General features: G+C 37.5%; 18 protein-coding genes and 3 pseudogenes. 3 read left to right on the top strand and 18 right to left on the bottom strand.

Translation table 11 applies throughout. The annotated features are described in order from the left end of the window. Window positions 1-283 precede the first annotated feature (283 nt). The 10 genes and pseudogenes from QFZ73_RS15675 to uraD form a co-directional block, all read right to left on the bottom strand. A complete protein-coding gene (locus QFZ73_RS15675) occupies window positions 284-991 on the bottom strand; it encodes a DNA alkylation repair protein (RefSeq protein WP_307267829.1) in 708 nt (235 codons plus the stop codon). Between the two features lie 218 nt (window positions 992-1209). Continuing rightward, the gene (locus QFZ73_RS15670; RefSeq protein WP_307272814.1) at window positions 1210-1551 is read right to left on the bottom strand and encodes a cupin domain-containing protein; all 342 of its coding nucleotides are present in this window, start codon (window positions 1549-1551) and stop codon (window positions 1210-1212) included. 74 nt (window positions 1552-1625) lie between these two features. Beyond that, entirely contained in the window at window positions 1626-2027 is a 402-nt protein-coding gene (locus tag QFZ73_RS15665; protein ID WP_307267826.1) for a DUF6157 family protein, read from the bottom strand. Window positions 2028-2219: 192 nt separating this feature from the next. Beyond that, window positions 2220-2993 (bottom strand): SDR family oxidoreductase, encoded by a 774-nt coding sequence (locus QFZ73_RS15660; protein ID WP_307267823.1) that lies wholly within the window; start codon window positions 2991-2993, stop codon window positions 2220-2222. A gap of 144 nt (window positions 2994-3137) precedes the next feature. Then, window positions 3138-4528: pseudogene (locus QFZ73_RS15655) on the bottom strand (group II intron reverse transcriptase/maturase). Window positions 4529-5070: 542 nt separating this feature from the next. After that, window positions 5071-5649 carry a putative periplasmic lipoprotein gene (locus QFZ73_RS15650; RefSeq protein ID WP_307267821.1) on the bottom strand — a complete coding sequence of 193 codons (579 nt, stop codon included), beginning with the start codon at window positions 5647-5649 and terminating at the stop codon, window positions 5071-5073. A 954-nt stretch (window positions 5650-6603) separates the two neighbouring features. Further along, the gene (gene tpx, locus QFZ73_RS15645; protein ID WP_307267818.1) at window positions 6604-7143 is read right to left on the bottom strand and encodes a thiol peroxidase; all 540 of its coding nucleotides are present in this window, start codon (window positions 7141-7143) and stop codon (window positions 6604-6606) included. 30 nt (window positions 7144-7173) lie between these two features. Further along, window positions 7174-7533: a hydroxyisourate hydrolase gene (uraH, locus tag QFZ73_RS15640; protein WP_251437961.1), complete on the bottom strand. Its 360-nt coding sequence runs from the start codon at window positions 7531-7533 to the stop codon at window positions 7174-7176. After that, window positions 7533-8516 (bottom strand): factor-independent urate hydroxylase, encoded by a 984-nt coding sequence (gene pucL / locus QFZ73_RS15635; RefSeq protein ID WP_307267813.1) that lies wholly within the window; start codon window positions 8514-8516, stop codon window positions 7533-7535. Before pucL ends, uraH begins: the two co-directional genes overlap by 1 nt. A gap of 13 nt (window positions 8517-8529) precedes the next feature. Next, window positions 8530-9027 (bottom strand): 2-oxo-4-hydroxy-4-carboxy-5-ureidoimidazoline decarboxylase, encoded by a 498-nt coding sequence (gene uraD, locus QFZ73_RS15630; RefSeq protein WP_307267811.1) that lies wholly within the window; start codon window positions 9025-9027, stop codon window positions 8530-8532. A 237-nt stretch (window positions 9028-9264) separates the two neighbouring features. Here uraD and QFZ73_RS15625 point away from each other — a divergent pair, with 237 nt between their 5' ends. Further along, entirely contained in the window at window positions 9265-10455 is a 1191-nt protein-coding gene (locus QFZ73_RS15625) for a PucR family transcriptional regulator (RefSeq protein ID WP_307267806.1), read from the top strand. Window positions 10456-10563: 108 nt separating this feature from the next. Here QFZ73_RS15625 and QFZ73_RS15620 read toward each other — a convergent pair whose 3' ends face one another. Next, window positions 10564-11751, bottom strand: coding sequence for a PucR family transcriptional regulator (locus QFZ73_RS15620; RefSeq protein WP_251437965.1), 1188 nt, complete (start codon window positions 11749-11751; stop codon window positions 10564-10566). A 246-nt stretch (window positions 11752-11997) separates the two neighbouring features. Here QFZ73_RS15620 and QFZ73_RS15615 point away from each other — a divergent pair, with 246 nt between their 5' ends. Continuing rightward, window positions 11998-13338 (top strand): nucleobase:cation symporter-2 family protein, encoded by a 1341-nt coding sequence (locus tag QFZ73_RS15615; RefSeq protein WP_307267800.1) that lies wholly within the window; start codon window positions 11998-12000, stop codon window positions 13336-13338. Between the two features lie 535 nt (window positions 13339-13873). On the opposite strand, the gene QFZ73_RS15610 is transcribed toward QFZ73_RS15615, so the two are convergent. The 3 genes from QFZ73_RS15610 to QFZ73_RS15600 all read right to left on the bottom strand — a co-directional run bounded on the left by QFZ73_RS15610 (window position 13874) and on the right by QFZ73_RS15600 (window position 16345). After that, entirely contained in the window at window positions 13874-14509 is a 636-nt protein-coding gene (locus QFZ73_RS15610; protein WP_307267797.1) for a glycosyltransferase, read from the bottom strand. 325 nt (window positions 14510-14834) lie between these two features. Then, a complete protein-coding gene (locus QFZ73_RS15605; protein ID WP_307267794.1) occupies window positions 14835-15221 on the bottom strand; it encodes a DUF1259 domain-containing protein in 387 nt (128 codons plus the stop codon). Window positions 15222-15781: 560 nt separating this feature from the next. Next, window positions 15782-16345 (bottom strand): MOSC domain-containing protein, encoded by a 564-nt coding sequence (locus tag QFZ73_RS15600; RefSeq protein ID WP_307272811.1) that lies wholly within the window; start codon window positions 16343-16345, stop codon window positions 15782-15784. A 297-nt stretch (window positions 16346-16642) separates the two neighbouring features. Here QFZ73_RS15600 and QFZ73_RS15595 point away from each other — a divergent pair, with 297 nt between their 5' ends. After that, window positions 16643-18055, top strand: coding sequence for a PQQ-dependent sugar dehydrogenase (locus QFZ73_RS15595; RefSeq protein ID WP_307267791.1), 1413 nt, complete (start codon window positions 16643-16645; stop codon window positions 18053-18055). A 20-nt stretch (window positions 18056-18075) separates the two neighbouring features. On the opposite strand, the gene QFZ73_RS15590 is transcribed toward QFZ73_RS15595, so the two are convergent. The 4 genes and pseudogenes from QFZ73_RS15590 to QFZ73_RS15575 all read right to left on the bottom strand — a co-directional run bounded on the left by QFZ73_RS15590 (window position 18076) and on the right by QFZ73_RS15575 (window position 20544). Then, window positions 18076-18627 (bottom strand): hypothetical protein, encoded by a 552-nt coding sequence (locus QFZ73_RS15590; RefSeq protein ID WP_307267788.1) that lies wholly within the window; start codon window positions 18625-18627, stop codon window positions 18076-18078. Window positions 18628-18875: 248 nt separating this feature from the next. Beyond that, a complete protein-coding gene (locus QFZ73_RS15585; RefSeq protein WP_307267785.1) occupies window positions 18876-19265 on the bottom strand; it encodes a cupredoxin domain-containing protein in 390 nt (129 codons plus the stop codon). 284 nt (window positions 19266-19549) lie between these two features. Next, a pseudogene (locus QFZ73_RS15580) lies at window positions 19550-19744 on the bottom strand (FMN-binding negative transcriptional regulator); the annotation flags it as partial. Between the two features lie 215 nt (window positions 19745-19959). Beyond that, a pseudogene (locus QFZ73_RS15575) lies at window positions 19960-20544 on the bottom strand (FMN-binding negative transcriptional regulator). Window positions 20545-20557: the final 13 nt, after the last annotated feature.

The following is a 20557-nucleotide window of genomic DNA, read 5'->3' as shown; positions in this document are numbered from 1 at the left end:
AATATGGAACTAATTAAGATCTATGTGTATTTTTGGAATCAAGATTGATCAAAATTCCCTCCTGTCCCCCCATATTAGCGTAAATAAAAAGAATCCATTTTGAAAAAAGATTGATCGAAATGGATTCTTTTCTTGTGATTCAGTATACAGTTATTATAAAAGATACTGGCTTTAAAATTTTGAAGGTAATAACTTTTTCACGATAATTGATACATAATTGCTCAAGTAGAGTATCTTTATAATCGTCCATAGATTACACTTCAATTTTGCGCGGGTAATTTTTTTAACATCTTACATGTTTGCGTTTAAAACCAAGCTTTCCTTTATCGACTTCTTTTTGAATACTTTCGTAAGCATTTAGAAAACTGCTTTTTTTCTTGTCCCGTTTGACTTCTACTGTTCCTATTGCCTTTGCGGTCCCGACTGCCTTTTCATGGAGTGGCACATATGAAATCCCCACGGTGTATAGAAAATTATTCATAGCGGATTTCGTTCGTTCTGGCGAATCGTGAATCGTATTTTTCACAATGTCAAGCATATTGGAAATCTTGCTTTCTGAAAATTCAACGTCTAGTCGATTCCCTAAAAGCCAGCAGTAGCAACTCCAGCCCGCTGACATTCTCAGCTCTTCACCGCTTGCGATCCATTTATCAGCAACTTCTTGTGCAATATCTGACTCTGATAAAGTTACAGCCACTACAAAATCGGACAGCATATAAAAATACGCAGCATCCATCCAACGATCATAATCCGACTCAGTCATGGCTTTTGGGTCTGCAATAATGCCTGCAAAGTACATTGCATCGTAGTTCCCCGTGGAATAAAGCTCTTCAGCTAAACGTTGATTTATTTTTATTTTCTTTGCAATTGGTTTCATAGCGCCTGTAGCCACGCCAAAAAGAGGCTCATGCGCACCATTGGATATGTATATTTTTTTAGTTCGTTCCTTGCCAAGGGCTTCAAGCTCCTGCATGACCATTTCTAGATTCATCGTTTAGCACTTCCTTCTTTTTGGAGCTTCCCCTAATATTTTTCCCACCAAATATATCACCATTATCCTATAACAAACTACCATTTGTCAGCAAAACTACCGTCTAAGCACATGAGTGTTACGCAGGAATCCACTTAACAACGCTTGGAATCTTGGGATTTCCCCTTTGTTCTTGTTCAACTAACTTGCCCCGCTTTGTTCATTACGAAGATTTAGTTTTAGTCCACTAAAATCCTATCACCTTTACTTGTCGGTTGAGAAGTCACCAAAAACTCAACTTCATCATTTGACTTGTTAAACATTTGGTGTGGCACCAAAGGAGGAACTTCCACTCCCTCTTGCGGATGTAAAGTAATCTCTTTACCATCTACCTCAATGGTTGCTATACCTGATGGAACAAAAAAGAATTGGCGGGCGTGTTGATGATAATGTTTTATTTCAAATGTATTAGCAGGCATTCGTTCATGAATAATACTTAAATCTTGATTGTTCACTAAATGCCACCCATCACAATTATCTCCCCATATGTAATGTTCAGCATTGTGTTTACTTTTTTTCATCATTTCTATATCCCCATTTGTATTTATAATAATCTTGCGCATTCCTTATTTGAACTCACCTGCCCCGTTTGTATTTATTTTCTTTTGGAACGCATACCTTTAAGTTTTGTAATGTCCACTTGATTAAGCAATTGGTTATACATATCACTCTTAACATCATATATGGCAATTTTCCCTTGATTATTATAATGAATTCCCCAACCATAATTTTTTACTAAAGGAGAAGCTCTGAAGCAAGCCTTGGGTTTTGAAAAAAACTGTTCTCGAAGTTCATCTGCATTTTCCTCTTCTATTTGATTCTTGATCAAGTATGTTTTGAATTGTACGTCGTCTTGTGTAAATTTATATGGGTCATTATTAATTAAATCATGCTCAATATAAGCAATTGTGGGTTTTTCGTTTTTGATGACAGGTACCCTTGCAGAAGTAACTCTTGAATCCTCTGAAATGGTAATAAGTGTGTTCTTATAACTCATAAAACAACCCCCTTATTCAGCATCGCGATTACTTCATACCATATTATACCATCATCTTCTTCCAGTATCCTGCCCCATTGGCTCCATAAGAAAAAGGCTGCCTTAGCAACCTTTTTTATTGAAAAGCACCTGTTAGTTTAAGTACAATCCTTCACACAAATGGATATCAGAACCAAAGACTTTTTGTTTAATTTACCTTTTAAATCCACCTTCTGCATGAATGACCTGACCTGTAATCCAATCTGCTTCATCGCTCACTAAAAATTTAATAGTTTTTGCAACATCACTCGGTTTTCCTATTCTCCCGAAAGGAAACATCGGTTTTAATTCACTTTTTATTTCCTCTGTCATCCACCCTGTATCAGTTGGACCTGGATTTATTGCATTGACCGTTATTCCTAAAGGGGCCAGTTCAGCCGATAATGTGATAGTTAGAGCATCAACTGCTCCTTTTGTTGTTGCATATGCCAATTCGCCAGGCATTGGTCCTTGAAACTGACCTGAAGTAATGTTGACTATTCTTCCGCCTGATTTCTTATCAAACCTTTGAGCAAATTTACTACTCAATAGTGTCGTTGCACGAACATTTACCATGTAATGTCTATCTAATTCTTCGGCAGTTAAATTAGAAAAATCGTTGTTAGTTGAGTATGCTGCGTTATTAATCAAGATATCTGGATAACCAAGTTGTTCAGAAACTTCATTTATAAGTTGTTCAGGTGCATCATATGAAGTTAAATCCAACTCCATACATGATACCTTAACACCCTTTTTTATTAATTCTTCTTTTAATTTCATGGGCTCATCTGAACCAATGCTCCAAGGCATTTTTTTATCATATTCCGTCCAATAAGTAAAAAATATATGGTAACCCGTTTCAGCTAACTCCCTGCAAATGGCAGCTCCAATCCCTTTCAGACGGCTTACTCCCGTAATAATGGCAATTTTCCCTTTTAATTGGCCCATTATCATATCCCTCCATTACAACAGTAAAATTTTAAGTCTTAAACTTTAAACGGCCCCGATGCCTAATCGAGTAGGGGGAAAATAAGTTTATTTTCGCCCCTCTCACAACACCGTACGTACGGTTCGCGTATACGGCGTTTCAATTTATATCACAGTGTGTACTTTTAGATAATGTTCTAAAGCAGAGGGGACTCCCCTCTGCTTTAGTCTTTTGTTTGAGATTGCTCTTTGGACGACTTTGGATACTCCTATGAATCGGTAACCTTTTCGACAGTAGGTTAATCCTTTCGCTTCTTCCTCCGGAATTCCTAGTTGAATAAGCGATTTAATTTGTTTCTTCGCTACTTTCCATTGTTTCCATATGATGACCCTAATTCTAGAGCGAAGCTTTGTGTCTATTCGTTCCGTCGTTTTTTTCATGTTTGCCACTCTGAAGTAGTTTACCCATCCAACTATTACTTGGTTCAATTTCAATATTCGGTAGTCTAGTGGAACATTCCAATTTCGCTTTGTCAGTTGTCGAAGTTTCCTTTGAAACTTCTGTACAGAACTTGGATGAGGTTTCACTTTGTAGTTGTTGTTATTAGTGTCGTAATAATACCCAAATCCTAAGAATTTCAACTCTTTTGGACGTGAGATTCTACTCTTCTCTACGTTGACTATCAGGCCTAATTTCTCTTCTATAAATCTCACGATTGTGCTCATTACTCGGTCGCTGCCTTTTCACTTTTCACAAAGATAAGGGCATCATCAGCGTACCTCACGAACCTTAGTCCTCTTTTCTCCAGTTCCTTATCAAGTTCGTTTAACATTATATTACTTAATAGTGGACTGAGGTTACCTCCTTGCGGAGTACCGACAGGTGTGTCTTCATATTTTCCATTCACCATGACTCCACTGACTAAGTATTTTCTGATTAACGAGATGACATTTCCGTCTTTTATTGTGTTGGATATGATTCTCATGAGTTTATCGTGATGGACGGTATCGAAGAATCTTTCAAGATCAATGTCGACTACCCAATCATGTTCTATTAACGAGATGACATTTCCGTCTTTTATTGTGTTGGATATGATTCTCATGAGTTTATCGTGATGGACGGTATCGAAGAATCTTTCAAGATCAATGTCGACTACCCAATCATGTTCATCATTCAGAAACTCCAGGCTTTTAATTATCGCCATTTCACAACTTCTTTTTGGTCTGAAACCGTAACTGAATTCACTGAATTGCTTTTCAAATAGTGGACTGAGAACTTGATGAATGGCTTGTTGAACGACTCTATCCACTACTGTTGGTATTCCCAATTTGCGCATCTTTCCATTTTCTTTTGGGATCTCCACTCTTAAGGCAGCTTGTGGTTGGTATTTTCTTGTTCTGATGCGCTGACGCAGTTCATCTTTGTTCTCTTTCAGGTATTGCTTTAGTTCGTCGACTGTTACTCCGTCGACCCCACTTGCACCTTTATTTTTATAGACACGTATGTAGGCTTCGTTCATATTTTTATTACTTAGGATTTGTTCTAAAAGTTCCACACTCGTTTCTCCTTTCCTCTCACGTAGTAAGTGATATCTCCATTTTGGTTATTCTTTGAGGTACGCTCATACTTTCACCATTAACACATTCGGAGTTCGTCACTTACGCATTCGTGGCGTTGAAACACTATAAATTGTTCAGCCCTTCATGAAATTATTTCATTACTATGGCTTCTGCTGACTTCTTGCGACTAACCTTTTTCGACTGTACTTCTGTACATCCGCAAGACCTCCCAGGGTAAGACACCTATCTTTCCTCTTTTACTCGCCTGATTTACTCTATAAAGTTACGCACATCTTTTGGACTTTAACTTGTCTTGGAGTTTAATCCCTTTATAGAGCCTTAGTATCAGATTCCTGTTCGTCGAGCCAAGATTTTATTCCACGCTTCCTCCAGCCCTTACCTCACGATAAGTACCTTGCGCTTCCTTAGTGGTTGGTCGATGTGTACCCCCACAGTGGACTTTCACCACCTAGATAGTTGCCATGCCTGGCACACAAGAAAAAGCTATCTTAATGACAGCTCCGATCTTCCGCTAACGCTAGTTTTTAAGTTTATTCAGGTCAAATCTTGCTATTTCTTGATTTTCAATCGTTACAATTAAAAAAGCATCAAATGCATATTCTCTAAGTTCATCTAATTTTTCTTTTGAAGGTACAAGTAGTGGAACTTGGGAATTTTCTTCACTTACACCTAAATCGTAGTTAAGAGTATACTCACCCTTTTCGTCAGGCTTAAGAACGGATAAAAAAGAATGACCGAACCCTACACCACTCCCGTCATAATCGTCAGGATTATAAATATTGAAGCCTATTACGTCTTCTGACACCGATTTTAATTTGTCTTTAGGCTCAATCTTAAGTTCAATTCCTTTATCAACTTCTTCAATACCCACTGTTTTATTACCTGTATTTTTAATCGTAAATTCATAAAATAAAGCTGTCGGTATCAGCTCATCTCCCTTTCTTTCTCCTTCAGTTATCCCGATTGAACCAAGTAAACTTTTATCTTTAACAATATCAACATTCGCATCTACTAGTTCCAGAGAAGGATTTGATGAACAAGCTGATAAAAAGAATAAAACAAAAAAAAGGCTAATAAAAAGAAAGCATTTCCTCAAGTTATCATCACCTCCAATTTCACAATACCATATTTTACCTATATTTCAACAAATTTCTTTTTGGAATGCATAAGAAAAAGGCTGCCAAACGCAACTTTCAGTACATTTATGACCGGATAAATGATGAATCGCAGCTATTCAAGTAAACCAGCATTAATCAAGCTTTGAACAAGACGTGCGCCCGCGGAAAATAATGATATCACCCTTTAATTCTCGTTTCGGTTCTCTTACTTTCGAGAGGACATCAGAGTTAAGCTGAGAAATGGTATTATCGTGGTCCCCCAGTGAATCTCCGTAAGCTCGCTATTCCTGGTTGGGACAAATTATTGTGTCTTATTCATGGCATCGGCCCTGATTGAATGGTGACAATAACAATAAATGTGATAACAATAGAGGTACAATATAACTAGGCATCCTTTTCCCTCCACATAAATCATATTTTTTACAGTGGATTCATGTTTAAGATAGCATTTTGAATAACGCATTTACGATTTTTTCTTTATCCACCTCAGGATTCCCGAACTTTGAATCTGATGTATAGTCAATTGAATGTCAATTATTTGCTTCACCTAAGGAAGAGCACTCACTTTTTTCAATTTCCCACCGACTTCAGAGCTTGACTAAGACCACTTATTTTGTAAGGAGCAGTTTGTTGTTTAATTTCTAAGTTGTTCTTCTCCCCAACTCTAAGGCTAGTTGTTTCTGTTGTGGATTGTTCCTTAAAGAAGGAGTTTTATCATTGTCTTGATCATCTGCCCCATCGGGGGATTCTGCAAAGGGCTCAAAAAGAAAAGATAAATCATCATCGAGTAAGTCCGAGTACTTATCTCCTCTTGTGTTAATGAAGTCACTGGAAAACTACTCCAATCATCAAAAGACCGTCCAGTTTTTGTAAACCGGACGGTCTTACGGATAATAGAATGAAATTTTAATATCCTGCGTGAGGGAAAATATTTATTTAGCTGCACCAGCTTTATTTATCACTTCCTTCGCTGCCTGCAATGCGGATTCATAATCTGGGTGATCCGTGACTTCCGGTACATATTCCACATACTTAATAGTTCCTTCTTGATTTATTACAAATACTGCCCTGCATTCCATTCGTTGTTCTTTCATATACGTTCCATATGCAGTACCAAATGACAAATCAAAGTGATCCGAGAGAATGGTTATAGCATCCACATTACTTTCTTTACACCATCTTGCTTGAGCAAAGGGAAGGTCTGCGCTGATAGCCAACACTGCTACATCATCATTCATTTTGCTTGCTTCTTCATTTAAGAGCTTTGTTTGTAAATCACATACACCAGTATCAAGCGAAGGAACAGTCGTGATGATGCATGTCTTATTTTTATAGTCAGTTAAATGTACTTTACGGCGGTCATTTGTCAATAGTGCAAAGTCAGGGGCCTTATCCCCTACTCTTAGTTCAGTACCAATTAAGGTCACTGGATTACCGCCTAAAGTCACTACACCAGTACGCTCATGTGCCAAATTGAACCCTCCAACTCCCTTACTAATTTTCTAGCTTCCTCGGTAAGTGCTATATCCTCCTGGAGCAACAAGCAGAGGAACATGATAATGTCCTTCATCACTTCTTATTCCAAAACGAAGTGGGACCTTATTTAAAAATGGCCTTATATAAGGATCATTCGCTCCATCATTGAAATATTCCCCAACATAAAAGACAAGCTCATACTCACCTGGTTTGAGATCATCCCCTTGAAGAAGTGGATCATCCACTCTCCCATCTTTGTTTGTATAGACCTCTTTAATGAAAGAATGGTCTCCATGATCTGCTATGGCCCAAAGTTCTAACTTCATCCCTTTTGCCGGCAGGCCTTTAGACAGGTCTAAAACATGTGTGGTCAGCTTACTGTCCATTATCGGGAAACCCCTACAGTTGAATCAGCCGCCTTTTTTTGTTTAACGTCTTCTTGTGTAACGACAAAGCCTTGGAAGCCAAACGGAGGACGAGGTTCCTGATAAACACTTCCTTCTGAATTTGGAATAGTATCTACAACTGTTTCCCAGGTACGATTATTGGTTTTAAATTGAACATTCGCCAGCTGAGGGAAACGTTCCAGAATTCTAATACCAATATGATAAATGAGCTGCTGAATCGAACGGTTATTCAGTTCATGGAACACGGTGTTTGCAATATCACAAATTTGTTCTGCTGCTACATATTTTTCTGGATTCGCTCCAGTGGCATCCTCCCAGCGGCTATATTCCCAATCGAAATCCAAGTAGATAAATAGTGGACGATCTTGAGCTTCTGGCAGTGTGGTGTATTCATCTTGAATAAATCCATAAAAAGAGCTTCCTTTAACCTTGATTAAATGGACATCAACTATTCCACTTGAATGCTTAACGATTTTGCTTCCGGTAGGTGTCCTTTTCACTTCGATTGTAGTGGTAGCCCTCTCATTTCTGGAACATCGAAAGACAACATCACTATTTTCATGTCCTTCCCCTTTTGGAACGAGTACATGATCGAAGGGAACTTCATTTGCTGTCAGTTCAACTGCATCTATGTGGCTATACTTATCAAGGAAAACTTCACATATGAACTTTAAAAATCCTTCCGCCGTATTTCCTTGATAATTGGCGGCCTGGCGATGAATGATGTTTTTCATGGAATCCGTTGCAATCACCAAGCTATTATCTCCTTCCGTAAAAGAAGATAAAAAAGCTTCCCCTTTTAGAGAAATCTGGCAATTAAATCCAAAAATAGTGTTATCTCTTTCTGTGAAACTTGATTCCGGTATTTTCCTCAAACCTGTAAGAGGCTGTACAAAAGTCCTATATACAAATACATCCCCTTTACCGTAATACATCGTTCTGTTTCCATTTTGAACTGTCATATTATTCCTCCTCCTATTTAATAAAATCAGATAACCTGTGGCCAGCAATTAAGTGGATTTGCTTGATCGCTTCCTTAAGTTCATTTGCCTGATCCAAACCAATCCTTCTTTTCATCTCTGCCTTTATCACCGTTTTATCGCTGCCACGAACAGCAAAAATGAACGGAAATCCAAACTTTTCTTTATACTGATTATTTAACGCATGAAATTCTTCATATTCATCCGGAGAAAGCGAATTCAAACCGGCCGCGGATTGTTCTTTAACTGATGCTTCAGCCATATCAATCCGGGCTGCTAAGTCCGGGTGGGACTTGATTAATTGGAGCTGTTCCGATAATGAGGCATTCTGCACAACTATTTCCATTTTCCGTTTTAGGTTCTCTAAGGAAATGAATGGCTTGTAATCCCATGAACGCTCTGCTATCCATGGAGAATGTTCATATACCCAACCTAACTTTTGGATGAATTCCACCTTGTTCAACTCATTAATGCTATTAAGGTCAGATATCAATACGGGCCCTCCCTTCTTCTGATTATTTTTATAATTCAAAACATTCTTAACTTAATTGAATTATATACGTGCGCTTATTTATAGGTCATTAGCTGAAAAAGCTAATATTTTTCCAACCCCTTTGTGCTTACCGCACTACCTTTAAAGAACAGGCTATCCTTATAGCTCAGCTTTAGTTGCCAATATTCAAAAAATTAGTTAAATTAGAGGGAAAAGGCACAGCGAAGGGGACCTATCATGCATTTAACGATGACTGATGCATTAAAATTACCACAGATCAAACAATGCCAAGTGGCAGCTGGCATTCAGGGACTTAATAGAGAAATAGAATCCATCAATAGCTTTGATGCTCCTGATGTGCTTTCCTGGTTGAAGCCAAATGAATTGATTCTAACAACAGGATACTTATTTCAGGATAATCCGCAACAATTAGACCAATTCGTAATCGAATTAGCAAAAATGAATTGTTCAGGATTGTTCATCAAACTGGAGAAAATTCCACAAACTACCATCAGCATTGCCAATATGGCCAATTTGCCTATTCTCAAAATCCCCCCTGAGTTTTCGCTATCAGATATCATGTCTCCCCTACTTCGTGAAATTGTAACGAGACAGAATGAACAAAAAGAGTTGAGTTATAGTATTGAAGATATTTCGGAAGTTGGTGCCGAAAATTTAAGTTACGGGATTTTAGGAATGACGGAGGACAAATCCAGCTTCCATCAAATTACTGGGGGATTCATATGTACGGTTTTACCTTTAACGCTGCAATGGAATCAAAGGAATGATTCCATTACTTATAAACAGCTTATCAAGACAATTGAAACATTAACCGAGCAATATAAAATTGATAAGCTCATAAGGAATATTAAGGGCAGTCTAGCTATCATTTATCTGGATACCATCCCCCTAGGGAACACCCACTTTTATTCACAAGTCACCCAGATAAGCCAACAAATCATCTCTACTTTATCTAAACACCTACCAATGGAACTTACGCTGGGAGTCGGTAACTATCATACAGGTATTAATAACCTAGCTAATAGCTTACAGGAAGCTTTACAATCTATTGAATTGGGAAAACGATTGAACCCAGGACAGGAAATTTACAGCTACAAAGAATTAATAACTTTTAAAATTTTGCAATATGCTCCAAAAAATGTGCTCATGGATATTGTTACAGGTAATTTAGCACCGCTGAAGGACCATGACGATGAGACCCAGTCTGATCTGATCAAAACTTTGGAGGCATATTTGCAATGCAATCTTCGACCTGCTGAAACGGCCAGAAAAATGGGGGTACATCGAAACACCATCCATTTTCGAATAAAAAGCATAAAAAAACTATTAGGAATGGACTTAAGCAATGATGATCTGTTCACTTTAAAACTTGCCCTATATGCCAAACGTCTACTGGATAACCGATAAGAAATAGTCCATACCATATGAAAAACTGCCAGAGATACTTCATTCCCTGGCAGTTTTTCATGTTCAGTAACACTTGATTCCGGATTCCTTCAAATCCACTTTCTTTACCTAGTCATGTAATAATAACTTCGCAGCTTTTATACTAAACTGCAATTTAAAAGCAATATCCCTCGATTTTAAATCAACTCCTAATAAGTCCTCAATTCTAGACAAACGGAACTTTACAGTATTTCGATGAACAAACAAAGCTCGTGCCGCATCTTCTATTCTCCCTCTTGAAAATAGATAGGTTTCTAGCGTTTTTAACAACTCCCCCTCATTTTCCTTATCATATTCAATAATCGGTTGAATCATGGATAGCACGTATTTAGCTATGGCATCCTTAGGGATTTGATTTATTAAATCTTCAACTTCAACGCTTGCGTAATCATTGATATTAGTCGGGTTAACCCTCGAGCCAAGTTGAATAGCCTTTTTAGCTTCAATAAACCCTTCTTTCATACTGAAGATTTCTTTTTTCACCTTACTTAACCCCATGGATAGTGAAGTGCCAGGATTATCTTCGGATATAAGCCCTTCTAAAAGGACGGCAATTCTTTTAGCCTGCAGAAGTAGGTGTTCATCAGTCACCATTCCTTTTCCTTGTAGGATAATCAATTGACCATCGAAGTCGATATTCCAATACTTAAAATCTTTTCTTTCCGTTTGGTTTAATTTCTCCAACATTCTGCCAATTGGAAAGAATGAATCCCCTTCTTCTTTCGTTCCATTTATTAAGAGCAGAATATATGGCCTATCGGGATTAAAGCCAAATTCCTGTAATTGGGGGATAAAAGACGAACTCCTATTTTCCCCATTCAAAAGAGAATGAAAAACTTCAAAACTTCCTTTTCCATTGTTTTTCACTTTCTCCTTATTAACAAGTTCATATGTAAAGCTGAATAATAAGTCGGATAAAGGCATTTCATAAGGAATCTCCAGTAATGGGAACTTGTACTTGTTCGCTTCTTCTACCATTCCAGGAGGAATCGTAGAAAGAAACCTCTTAATCTTGATAGCTAATCCAGCACTTCCTCTTTTCGACAATTCCCTAACAAGATTGATTTGAGCATTCAGGTCATCTTTAAACACATAACCAGTTGTCAGTAGGAGTTCCCCTCGTTTAATCCATGATATATCCGGATGATCCATTATACTTACTGAATTAATTACCCGAGTTAACCCTTGACTTCCTCCAATAACTTCCACTTGGTTTAGGGCAGGAAGCTTCAAAGCTTTTTCAATCGTTAAATACATATTTCTCCCCCTATTCTTCTTAATTATATACAGAATGCACTAGAAAGAATATTCATATTTTTCCAAAAAATAGTCTTGATTTAGCATTATGGCGGTGATAATATAAAAACAGATTAATTTTGTAAATGCCGTTTCTTAATAAACAACGACTCAACCGACCATAAGGAAGCGTTTACAAAATCACAAGGAGGCGATTTCATTAATCAACATAATTGGAAAGCTCTTACTAATTAAAAGGGGGCAATCATGGAAAATTTGAGCAAAGTAAACACGCTATTGTTAGGTTTACAGCATGTTTGTGTAATGTATGGAGGAGCGGTAGCTGTTCCACTAATCGTCGGTCCTGCAATCGGCTTGACACAAGAACAGATCATATACCTGATCTCGTTTGATTTACTCGCCTGTGGGATAGTCACCTTGCTTCAAGTTATTGGCGGTAAAGGATTTGGTATAAGATTACCGGCCTTAATGGCTGTTTCTTTTATCGTGGTTGAGCCAGTAATAGCTATAGGATCAGTCCATAGTATAACCGGGGTTTTAGGCGCAGTTATGGTATCTGGAATAATTGTTGCTATTTTATCAGGAGTAATTGGTAAATTAATACCCTTTTTCCCACCAATTGTTGCAGGTTCCGTCATTTTAATTATAGGCGTGTCATTAATGCCAGTTGCCATGAAAAATGCAGCGGGTGGAAGCGGTTCCCCCACCTTTGGAGATCCTATGAATCTAATGCTAGCATGTTTTACACTACTGAGTTTCCTTTTGTTGAATACACTTACTAAAGGTTTCGTGAAAGCGGTTTCAATTCTTTTTGCCATGGTTCTTGGTACTATATTGGCTGGTTTTTTAGGTATGGTCGATACCTCTGGCTTTACAGAGGCCAGCTGGTTTACAATGGTGACTCCTTTCTATTTTGGGGTACCCACCTTCGACTTTTCATCTATTATCACTATGACAATCATATCTTTAATCATTGCTGTTGAAAGCATAGGCGTCTTTTTGACACTCGGGGAAGTATGCGGGAAGGAAATAACCGAAAAAGATGTGGAAAAGGGGCTTCGTGCAGAAGGGATAGGGAGCTTCATAAGTGGTATCTTCAACTCTTTTAACCATTCTACCTTCTCACAAAATGTGGGCTTGGTCCTGCTGACAAAAGTAACACAGCGATCGGTAGTAATCACGGCAGGTTGTATTCTGATCGTTCTAGCTTTTGTGCCTAAGGTTGCCGGTCTTACGACGATGATTCCTTTACCTGTTCTGGGTGGGGCTATGATACCAATGTTTGGAATGCTTCTATCTGCAGCTTTAGGGATGGTAGCCAAAGCGGATTTAAGCAAACCTACCAATCAATTGACGATTGCTCTTGGAATAGGGGTCGGTCTAGCAATCAAGGGGGTCCCTGAAGCATTCGATAAATTCCCGGAAACAGTCCAATTAATATGTGGGAATGGAGTAGTGATGGGTACAATAACACTAGTTGTGTTAAATGCCATCCTCAATGGAAAATCAAATCCAACTCTTACACACCATCATTCCATACCGGATATTCAACCAAATATGAGTCAAAATATTAATATACACCCTTAGAAAGTAGCGGACAAGGCAATTCTCTAAGGGTGAATTGTTGGCTAGGTCCTCCAACACTTTCCATTATAACCTTATTCAGATAATTTTCAAACAAATAATAAAAGCACCTTGCAACAGCCTATTTAATAGGTAAGCAAGGTGCTTTTTTCACTCAATTTTAGGGCGATGGCTTTTGACTTGTTTCATTTGAAAAGAGAGCGATATGACCCTCTAAAATTCGGTAAATCATTCCCGAACTATCCTGCCCCGTTAGCCATCCATGAATCGCAAAAATCGGCGATTCACCACAAAGAATGAAAATGGTTAGGACGTGTCAATACTGATACTGACCTTAAATCCAGTCATTTTTCATTTTTAAAGAAACTTATTTTCATGGTAGTTGCATAAAGAAAAAGCTACCTAAATACAGCTCCGATCTTAAGCTAACGCACCTTTTTGTTTAAGTACATCCCTTCATGAACTTGCTAAATGCCTAGGTTGTTTTCACTTTTATTGACTAACACTCATGATGCTGGAGGATTCTTAAGATTATTTTTTAAAACTTATCCGGAAACTGCTTTACAACACCCGCAGAGATAGTATCTGCCATTAGGATTATATGTGTGAGCCCTTCGTCAATTGAAACGATTCTTGCGTTCCAATCTTTTGCTAAGCTTGAAGTTAAATCATTTGTCACTAATTTCAGATGCATATACAGCAAATTTTTTAGATCTTCATTTTTCAAATAGGGGTTGGCACCGCTAAGGAAAGCTGCTATTTCAGCATTTCTATACCATTCTTTGTTTAGCTGTTGCACCAAGGCATTATTTCCGCTTTTACCCGCATCTACAATCTTTCCCGCAATAACAATATGCTCCTTAAGCAGATCCGTAAGTTTGTTCCCAGCTTTCTCTCCGTATACTGGCTTTACAGCAATACCAATTTCCTCCTGATTTTTCAGAAGCCTAGCCAGTACCTGTTTTTGATCCTCCGTTCCAGCTGTTGTTGCACTTGTAATATAATTACTTGTCCACAATACGTGATCAATCCAAAGTCTCCTGAATTCATTTTCGAACTTTACCTCAGATTGGCTAATACGTTGTACCTGCGGTTTAGCATAGGCACTGGTTGTTCCAGCCACCATGTTTAGAGAAAATAAAAAAATAAATCCCATCAATAATAATTTTTTCATAAAACCATCTCCTTCCAAAGTTAAAAAGCACCTTTTTTTTATTGATAATATGGAATTTCACTATTCATAATAATGGTTCTACTTACCCTGTTGATCTGCAAATAAGTGGCTTTTAAATGAAGGTGCAAAAAACCAAGTTATTCCTTATATAAATTTGTTCCATACAAAAAAGCTGTCTTAAAGACAGCTCTGCTCTTCAGCTAAAGCACCCGTTCGTTCAACAAAACTGGGTTTATATACTGTGTATTATGTTCGTTAAAAATCAGTTTTCAGCTGCTTTTCTTCCTTTTATGACTGCTCCGGTTTAGCACTAGTGAGAAATCCGTTAGTTCCTTAACGCTTTTCTGACTTCCTTTGCAAAAACTAATGGGTCAGCAACAGCTTCAATATTAACGTAAATCAAATTCGGATTATCAAAAAGCCACTCATTGTGTATGGATGAAACGATTATTCCTTGTTTAAGAATGGAAGCAACAAAATTCTCAACTTCTTTTTGCAAGAGTGCTACCCTACCTAGGCACAATGCTCGTCCATTCTTATCATCTCTTGATTCAAATGAGAAAGAAGAGGTTACTCTAAAACGTTTTCCTGAAATTTTTGCTTTTATTTCATTTCGATTTATGGTTGTCACACATTTTCCACCCGCAAATCCTTCTTGGCCGCCGATAATTCTTGCAAACTCTTGACAAATTAATTCATCATTAGATGCCATCTATTCATCTCCTCCCTAGTATTAATAGGATATGAATGAATGAATAGATCCGAAACGGATATGCATCTATTTTGAATTGAAAATTATCAAAATTATTTAAATCTTATTCAAACTACCCTGCTCCCGTTAGCCATCCATGAAGCGCAAAATCAGCGCTTCACCACAGAGAATGAAAATTGGTCTCTATGTCGATAATGTTTTAATGGCTGGCGAAGAAGGTCGTTGAACTATGGTGCCTTTGAGCCCATCCGTTAGTCTGACTCCGACGACCACGGTGTACCACCGACTGTCGCACCCTTTATGGGTAGCACTCATGGGAGATTAATCCTTTTTTGGTCGTCGCGCTAGCCTCTACTTAATATGCTATGATTGGAATTGTTTAACGATCTACCAAACTCAATCAGATTACTCATAAGGCTCAGCCTTTTTTTAAAATGCGTTTTTACTGGGTTTATTTTGATAAGGAAAATCCTACCTCAGCAACCCCCTAATTGAAGTAAAGCTACCAGTTAGTTTGATTTGTTTTACTAAAAAAATAAAAACAGTTTTTATTGAATACCTTATACCCTTTCAAGAGGGCTATGAGGTAATGGGGGTAATTGAATTCTAACCAGGTCTCCCGGGTGAACCTCACCACTTTCCAAAACTATGCTCATTATTCCTGCTTTACGTATCAAGTTCCCATGCTTATCCCGGTCTAAAACAGCGTTCATAAGTCCTGATTTGAATTGATCAATTTGGACACATGGATTTCGTAAGCCCGTTACTTTTATAACTGCTGTTTCCCCAATATATAGTAACGACTCCCTCGGTAATTCAAGCAGATCAATACCTCTTGTGGTAATATTTTCACCCATTTGTCCAGCTGTAACATTAAACCTATCTTTCAATTCATCTAATAATTCTGAGTGGATTAGGTGAACTTGTCGCAGATTAGGTTGATTTGGGTTAGCCGCTACACGTGAACGATGCTTAACAGTTTTACCTAAGTGGGCATCTCCTTCTACGCCCAAACCTTTCAACAGTTTTATACTATTGCAATTTCCCTTACTGAATGTGTGTTTATCACTCTTACTTACAGCTATTACCACTCCGCTGGCCGAGCCAATTTTTTCGTCATTCATTTTCATTCAACTCCCCCTAACATTTATATTTAACATATTTATCCAACCACTCTCCCCCTTTAGTTTAAGTACATTTTTTCACAATTTCAATAGTGTGGAGTCTTTTGAACTTGAATTTATCCTCATTCTTAAAAGTTCCAATTATTTTAGTTAAACTAAAGCACTCCTTTCGTTTAATTACGCTCATGCGGAAAGTGGTGCAATGCCTTATCGGATTTCCCGGCCTAATTTGGTACTAATAGACAGTCCTAATCATATTCTTATAAAAGAAAACAATAGGAAGGAGTGCAAAATCAGTTGATAAAAGTTAAGGTTGGTTTACGGCCCATTGCAAGTAAGATAAATTTACCTACTGTTTTGAAAACAACTATACTTCCAGGTGACTCAATTGAAAGATTATTTATTGCAACCCAGGTAGGAGAGATCTTTTACATAGGAAACGGAGTTATAAGGACTTTTTTAGATATTCGCACGCGAATCCTAAAACTAGGTGCTTCTGGTGGCGGTTATGATGAACGGGGATTGCTGGGGCTAGCGTTTCATCCCGAATTTTATTATAACGGTCTGTTTTATCTTCATTATTCATTAGCTGGAACACAAGGACCAGGTGCTCTTCCTGAATCTTTTAAGCCTGACCCTTGTGATCCTAGAACTTTAAACCTAAGGTGGATAAATAGAGAAACTCAATATGATCATATTGATACAATTGAAGAATGGATTTTACAATCGAATGGTCAACCCCAAAAGCGACGGACATTACTTAACTTAAGAAGACCATTTTTAAATCATAATGGGGTCAATAGTTTAAACTTTTCACCTGAAACGGGAAAACTTGTTTTAACAACCGGAGATGGTGGATCAGGCTATGATCCATTTAACTTAAGCCAGGACGATCTAGAAATCGCTGGTAAAATAATTGAAATTGATGTAGGTAAGAATATATACATCAATAATCCACCCATTGTCACACGTTTTAATGAACTTCCCACAACTATTCAGGAAACGCTCATGGTAATGGCCAAAGGGGTTCGCAATATACCAGGCATTTCATTTCAAAGGTTTTATAATCAGTATATTAAATATGCAGGAAATGTCGGCCAGGATTTGGTCGAGTCGATTTTTTCATTCATTCATTATAAACCAATACCGGTTACTCAGCTTATTCAAGCTTCTTTCATGAATTCTGAACCTGACAAAGAAGGATTTATTAACTTTGGCTGGCGAGGTTGGGAAGGTGCTTTTCCTGCTTCGATTATAAGGGGCTGCACTGAAAATCCGACTTTGGATGAGAAAACAATTGCTTATTACAATGAAGCAGTAACACTTTCAGGTAGTCGTCTTCAGCCTTTAACTAGTTATTTTCATAAAGATACCAGACCCGATAAGTTTGGAGGAACTGCACTTACAGGAGTACAAGCCTATATGGGGGAAAGTATCCCTGGTTTAACGGGAAGCGTTGTGTTTACCGATCTTGCCCGGAAAGAATCCCAACCTCAGGTTCGAGGGGCTTTAGCTTATACCATCGTAAGGCCAAATGGTGAACAAAATGATTTTAGTGTGATACAAACCGATTATGATTTTGGGTCTCAATCAGCCTATTATGTTAGTTTGGGGACGAATCTGAACCAAACCAAATTATATTTAGCGGTTTATGGCTCTATGAAAGTGACTGATTTTAACCAAGGCACTGTTTTTGAAATAGTTCCATGAATCATAAAATAAAATTCCACCTAAATTATAATCACTTTTAATCTTTTAAAAATGATTAAAGCAATTTCAACCCATAACCAGCTATAAATGAAAGCGAATAAAAAGCCAGTTGTAAGAAATGAAAAGGAAACAGAGACGGCTGGACCTAAAACTGGAAAGTGAAAAATAAATATTAGACTCATAATTCCTAACATTAAAAGAATTGCACCAGTAGCAATAATACTTAATCTCTTCCTAAAAAAGTAAAAAGATGCCCCTATGCCAAGTCCTAACAATCCTGTTGTAAAGGGAAATACAATTAGTTCAGTTGGCTGTAGGATGAATAACAACATAATTGTCAGAAAGTAGGACATTACTCCAAATGGAATGGAAAACATGGAACATAACAGAATAGGTGCAGTGGCTAGCGGACTTAAAAAAAATCCTATACCTGGTAAAAAGCCAGCAGCCTGTAGAATAGCAGCCAAACATGCAAAAATAGACCCTAAAATGAGCTTCATCGTTTTTTTATGTTTATTGAATATTATTTGAGATAAACGAACCTCATCAGAAATAGGTTTAAAAAAATACACCTTTCCACCTCTTTCTAAATGGTTTATACGTTACGATACATTATATTACCATTTATTTGAGGTGGAACAATTATTAATAATCCAAACATCAATATCCTGTGTAATGAAAATCTCTCTAAAACTTAATCGATAATACAAAGTACAGAACATCAGTTCGCATAAGTAAATCAGCTGTTATGATGATGTCTGGGTAATAAAAAAAATATTCTTTGCCTATTAAAAAGACAAGGCCTTATTGGCCCTGCCTTTTATTTGACTATTACTTCTCCAACCATTCCTTCCTTGAAATGGTACCGGCATATCAGTTCATATGTACCGGGCTGTTTCGGTTTCACGGTAATGTTTTTTTCTGTTCCTGGCTGCACCTCGACGTCAATTCCGAGCTTTTCCAGTGTGAAGGTGTGCTCTTTTGTACCTTTGTTTTTCAATATCAATGTTGTAGCTGTTCCATTCGGAATAGTGATGACTTTCGGATTAAAGTAATCATCGTTCAACTCGACCTCAATCGATTTCACCGTCTCCATAGGCTGAGTTACAACAGCGGATTCGGCAAATACGCCGAGTGAGCCTAGAGTTGTCACAACTACAACCATTGCAAGCACAACGACCAATCCTGTTACCCACTTTTTCACAGACATTCGCAATCCCTCCTTCCCTAACACTATTTTTTTCTAATTCATAAAATATTATTACTATTAATTTGGTTGCAACGTGAAAAATTTCAAATAGTAAATTTTTTCTCCACAATCTTTCTTCATTCATCTTTTGTGTAGGGAATCACTAGTTTGATTTTTTCTGCACTTGTGTATAAACTTTCTAAGTGTTCCTTAATATTGAAATCCGCTCAGTTTAAAGAAGTTCAACAAAAAGAGTGTAAATCCTTATTGGATCAACACTCCCGTTAGCGCCGTAACATTCAGCGTTATTTTTTTTGGTTTGCTTTCATTAAAAAAGAAATTTTTTGCTCATCTGTATTTTGGATCTGTTCCAGGTGATTAATAACTTGCTCTTGCCGATGTAATGAATGGTTTTGACTTAACTTCGCTTTCCCCTCTATCTTGTTGATTTTTATTTTGAAGCCTTGAATTCCTTTGTTCATTCCAGCGAGAACATCGGCGCGAGCCCGGCAGATTACCGGGTTCATGCCTCAAGGCTGCCTAAGTAAATAAAGTGTCTAACTTTATGGGGTCACTTCATCGTCACAGCTCTTTAATGAACTGACGCACCTTTTACTTTACGTACAATCTTTTACAATCTGAAGAGTAACTGCCAATATGAAAGCTCCGTTCCGCTCTTTAATTCTTGCATCAGAGGGCTGAATAAAAATTGGGCTTATATGTGATTTTTTAATCTCTTTTCCATCAGTTCTGCCATTTGTTTCGAATTTGTATTTCCTTCATTTTGTAATTTATCAATGATGTTAATATAATCCGTTTCATTTCTGTTCTGACTTAATTTATAAGCAGCCTGAATATCTCCCACCTTAATCTTAAATCCAACTATACCTTCGGTTCACTTTCAGAGATGAGGAGAAAGTTTATCCCATAAAACAGGATTTTCACGATTTTCTTCATATTTTTCCAGCATTATTGTTAATTCTTCTATTAATTCATCTTTCTTTAAAATGCTTGCGTTACCCTATACATGGACGGCTTGATAATTCCATGTTGGAACTTCTTCATGCCCATACCAAGAAGAAGAAATGTAAGCGTACGATCCCTGAAACAGATTTCAAATGTTCTCCACTGAGGATTTCCATAAGCCAAATGCCCAGTAATATAGTAATCATCACCTTTTTTATTTAACCCCAAAGGCAAATGAGTGGCAATTGGTTTTCCTTGTACTGTTGTGACAATCCTGCCAAAAGAGTTTTTTTGAACAAAATCCCAAATTCTTATAATATTTTGGAATATACACCTTTCAAAAAAAG

Source organism: Peribacillus sp. V2I11, from assembly GCF_030817135.1.
GTDB classification, from domain to species: domain Bacteria; phylum Bacillota; class Bacilli; order Bacillales; family DSM-1321; genus Peribacillus; species Peribacillus simplex.
Note: the sequence above shows the minus strand (reverse complement) of the source record. Positions and strands in the feature narration are given on the sequence as shown.

What these genes read in the sequence shown, in the direction of transcription:
- QFZ73_RS15675 (WP_307267829.1), bottom strand. Translation starts at nt 991, where the DNA reads ATGAATCTAGAAATGGTCATGCAGGAGCTTGAAGCCCTTGGCAAGGAA.
- QFZ73_RS15670 (WP_307272814.1), bottom strand. Translation starts at nt 1,551, where the DNA reads ATGAAAAAAAGTAAACACAATGCTGAACATTACATATGGGGAGATAAT.
- QFZ73_RS15665 (WP_307267826.1), bottom strand. Translation starts at nt 2,027, where the DNA reads ATGAGTTATAAGAACACACTTATTACCATTTCAGAGGATTCAAGAGTT.
- QFZ73_RS15660 (WP_307267823.1), bottom strand. Translation starts at nt 2,993, where the DNA reads ATGGGCCAATTAAAAGGGAAAATTGCCATTATTACGGGAGTAAGCCGT.
- uraH (WP_251437961.1), bottom strand. Translation starts at nt 7,533, where the DNA reads ATGGACAGTAAGCTGACCACACATGTTTTAGACCTGTCTAAAGGCCTG.
- pucL (WP_307267813.1), bottom strand. Translation starts at nt 8,516, where the DNA reads ATGACAGTTCAAAATGGAAACAGAACGATGTATTACGGTAAAGGGGAT.
- QFZ73_RS15625 (WP_307267806.1), top strand. Translation starts at nt 9,265, where the DNA reads ATGCATTTAACGATGACTGATGCATTAAAATTACCACAGATCAAACAA.
- QFZ73_RS15620 (WP_251437965.1), bottom strand. Translation starts at nt 11,751, where the DNA reads ATGTATTTAACGATTGAAAAAGCTTTGAAGCTTCCTGCCCTAAACCAA.
- QFZ73_RS15615 (WP_307267800.1), top strand. Translation starts at nt 11,998, where the DNA reads ATGGAAAATTTGAGCAAAGTAAACACGCTATTGTTAGGTTTACAGCAT.
- QFZ73_RS15610 (WP_307267797.1), bottom strand. Translation starts at nt 14,509, where the DNA reads ATGAAAAAATTATTATTGATGGGATTTATTTTTTTATTTTCTCTAAAC.
- QFZ73_RS15605 (WP_307267794.1), bottom strand. Translation starts at nt 15,221, where the DNA reads ATGGCATCTAATGATGAATTAATTTGTCAAGAGTTTGCAAGAATTATC.
- QFZ73_RS15600 (WP_307272811.1), bottom strand. Translation starts at nt 16,345, where the DNA reads ATGAATGACGAAAAAATTGGCTCGGCCAGCGGAGTGGTAATAGCTGTA.
- QFZ73_RS15585 (WP_307267785.1), bottom strand. Translation starts at nt 19,265, where the DNA reads ATGTCTGTGAAAAAGTGGGTAACAGGATTGGTCGTTGTGCTTGCAATG.